This window comes from Stenotrophomonas sp. STEN046, assembly GCF_056759755.1.
The window spans coordinates 1-3,109 of the sequence record NZ_JBRRDR010000086.1; the positions used below are offsets into that span (position 1 = coordinate 1).

The following is a 3,109-nucleotide window of genomic DNA, read 5'->3' on the forward strand; positions in this document are numbered from 1 at the left end:
GCCGGTGGGCGCACGGGTGGCCGCCAGCGCCCCCCTTGGGTGGGTTTGCGGGCGTGCCCGCCGGGGCCCCCCCGCCCCACCGAGCACGTAGAAACCCAGAGCCGTGAACGACGCCGTTGCCGTTGCTGGCGCCCGGGCTCCGGCTTGAAACGGGTGCCGGGCAGCGCCCGGCCGGGTATCCTTCCTGCCTGATGTCCGACCTTGTCCATGCCAGCCGCGAAGCCCTCAGTGAAGGCGGCGCGCTCGCCTCCCACCTGGATGCCTTCGTTCCGCGTCCGGCGCAGCTGCGCCTTACCGAGGCCATCGCCGCGTCGCTGCAGCAGCGTGACCTGCTGCTGGCCGAGGCCGGTACCGGTACCGGCAAGACCTTCGCCTATCTGGTGCCGGTGCTGCTTTCCGGATTGCGTACCATCATTTCCACCGGAACCCGCGCGTTGCAGGACCAGCTCTACCATCGCGACCTGCCGCGCGTGCGCCAGGCGCTGGGCGTCGGTCTGCGCAGCGCACTGCTGAAGGGGCGCGCCAACTACCTGTGCCGCTACCGCCTGCAACAGGCACGTGGCGAGCCGCGTTTTTCCAGCCCGGAACAGGCCGCACAGTTCCAGCGCATCCTGTCCTGGTCGGGGCGTTCGGAGTTCGGTGACATCGCCGAGCTCGACGGGCTGGCTGACGATTCGCCGCTGCTGCCGATGGTCACCTCCACCGTCGACAACTGCCTGGGCAGCGAGTGCCCGTTCTGGGACGACTGCTTTGTCGTGCGCGCACGACAGCGTGCACAGGCCGCCGATCTGGTGGTGGTCAACCACCATCTGCTGCTGGCCGATCTGGCGCTCAAGCAGGAGGGATTCGGCGAGCTGCTTCCCGGTGCGCAGGCCTTCGTCATCGACGAGGCCCATCAGCTGCCCGAGCTGGCGGCACAGTTTTTCGGCGAGGGATTCGGCATGCGGCCGTGGCAGGAGCTGGGCCGCGACTGCCTGGTCGAAGCGCGCGGTGTCGGTGGCGCGCAGTCGGCCCTGCAGCAACCGGTCGACGACCTGCAGCAGGCGCTGCTCGCCCTGCGCGGGGCAATGGAGGGATTGCCATCGCGGGGAACACAATGGCGCGCGCTGGCGATGCCACAGGTGCGCGACGGCTTCGATACGGTGATGGCCGGGCTGGTGGCGCTGGAGCAGGCATTGCAGCCGCTGCGCGAAGCGGCGGCCGGGTTGGACGCATGCCATGCGCGTGCGCGCGAGGCGATCTCGCGGTTGAGCCGCTGGCTGGGCGAGGAGGAGCCGGCGCTGGACTTCGATGCCGATCCGGCCGATGCGGCGGTCACCCAGGGCGACGTGCTCTGGTACGAGTTGACCGCGCGCGGCTTCCGCTGCCAGCGCACCCCGATGGATGTGTCCGCGCCGTTGCGCGAGCATCGTGAGCGCAGCCAGGCGGCATGGATTTTCACCTCGGCCACGCTGACCGTCGGGGGTGGTTTCGAACACATCGCCACGCGTCTTGGCCTGGATGATCCACAGACACTGGTGCAACCCAGCCCGTTCAACTGGCCCGAGCAGGCCCTGTGCTATCTGCCCGAAGGCTTGCCCGACCCCGCCGCACGCGGCTTCGGCACCGCGCTGATCCAGGCGCTGCGGCCGGTGCTGCAGGCATCGCAGGGCAGGGCGTTCCTGTTGTTTGCTTCCCATCGCGCACTGCGCGAGGCGGCCGAGGCGTTGCGCGACGGGCCGTGGCTGCTGTTCGTGCAGGGCGAGGCGCCGCGGGCGACGCTGCTGCAGCGTTTCCGCGAGTCGGGCAACGGCGTGCTGCTTGGTTCTGCCAGTTTCCGCGAGGGCGTGGATGTGGTGGGCGAGGCGCTGAGCGTGGTGGTGATCGACAAGCTTCCCTTCGCTGCGCCCGATGACCCGGTGTACGAAGCGCGGCTCGAGGCGATCCGTACCCAGGGCGGCAATCCGTTCCGCGACGAACAGCTGCCGCAGGCGGTCATCGCGCTGAAACAGGGCGTGGGCCGGCTGATCCGCAGTGAGACCGATCGGGGGGTGCTGGTCCTGTGCGACCCGCGCCTGCTCAACCGGGGCTATGGCAAGGTGTTCCTGCAATCCCTGCCGCCGTTCCGGCGGACCCGGTCCCTGGCCGATGTACAGGCCTTCTTTGCGCCACAATGGCCCCCCGTGGCAGATGCCGACGTACCGACCGCCGCGGTGGCCGGTGCGGAGCCGGCCCCTGGCGCCACGTTCCCCTTGTTCTGACCCGATCCGATGAAACTGCTCGCTTTTGAAACCGCCACCGAAGCCTGTTCCGTCGCCCTGCATGTGGATGGGCAGGTACTGGAGCGCTTTGAGATCGCCCCCCGTCGGCATGCCGAACTGAGCCTGCCCTGGGCCGAGGCGCTGCTGGCCGAAGCCGGCATCAGCCGTCGCCAGCTCGACGGTATCGCGCTCAGCCGCGGCCCGGGCGCGTTCACCGGCGTGCGCCTGGCGATCGCGATTGCGCAGGGCATTGCGCTGGCACTGGATCGTCCGTTGTTGCCGGTGTCCACGCTGCAGGTGCTGGCATTGCGCGCACCGGTTGAGGAACAGCAGGTCCTGTCGGTGATCGATGCGCGGATGGGCGAGGTGTATGCAGCACGCTTTGAGCGTGTCGACGGCCTGCCGGTAGCGTGCGATGCCGAGCGCGTGTGCATGCCGGCGGCGGTAACGTTGCCGGAAGGCATATCGGCCTATGGCGTTGGCACCGGGTTCGGTGCAGCCGAGGGCGCACTGGTCGCGCAGCTGGGCGCGGGCCTGCGTGGCTTCGACGCCGCAGCATTGCCGCGTGCCTCTGATGTACTTGCGCTTGCCGTGCCGGCGTTCGCACGTGGCGACGTCATTGCACCGGAGAAGGTCGAGCCGGCGTACCTGCGTGACAACGTGGCGCTGACGCTGGTCGAGCAGCAGGCGGCGCGGGATGCCAAGGCGAAGGCCAACGGCTGAGCCCCTCGTGGCGGGGTGGTGGGTCGCTGAAAGCAGAAGCCGTGGGTTGGCCGGGCGGGTGGGCTGCGCACGGGCAGCCCGGCATAACGCCCATAACGCACCGTAACCCCATCCCTGCGGCGAACCCCCCAGCGCCACCCCCCCCG

At 69.6% G+C, this 3,109-nt stretch carries 2 protein-coding genes; both read left to right on the forward strand.

Annotated features, from left to right (window positions below; all coding sequences use genetic code 11):
• Window positions 1-191 precede the first annotated feature (191 nt).
• A complete protein-coding gene (gene yoaA / locus ACVOLJ_RS20830) occupies window positions 192-2,240 on the forward strand; it encodes a DNA repair helicase YoaA (RefSeq protein ID WP_481564990.1) in 2,049 nt (682 codons plus the stop codon).
• A gap of 9 nt (window positions 2,241-2,249) precedes the next feature.
• Window positions 2,250-2,963 (forward strand): tRNA (adenosine(37)-N6)-threonylcarbamoyltransferase complex dimerization subunit type 1 TsaB, encoded by a 714-nt coding sequence (gene tsaB, locus ACVOLJ_RS20835; protein ID WP_481564991.1) that lies wholly within the window; start codon window positions 2,250-2,252, stop codon window positions 2,961-2,963.
• Window positions 2,964-3,109 lie beyond the last annotated feature (146 nt).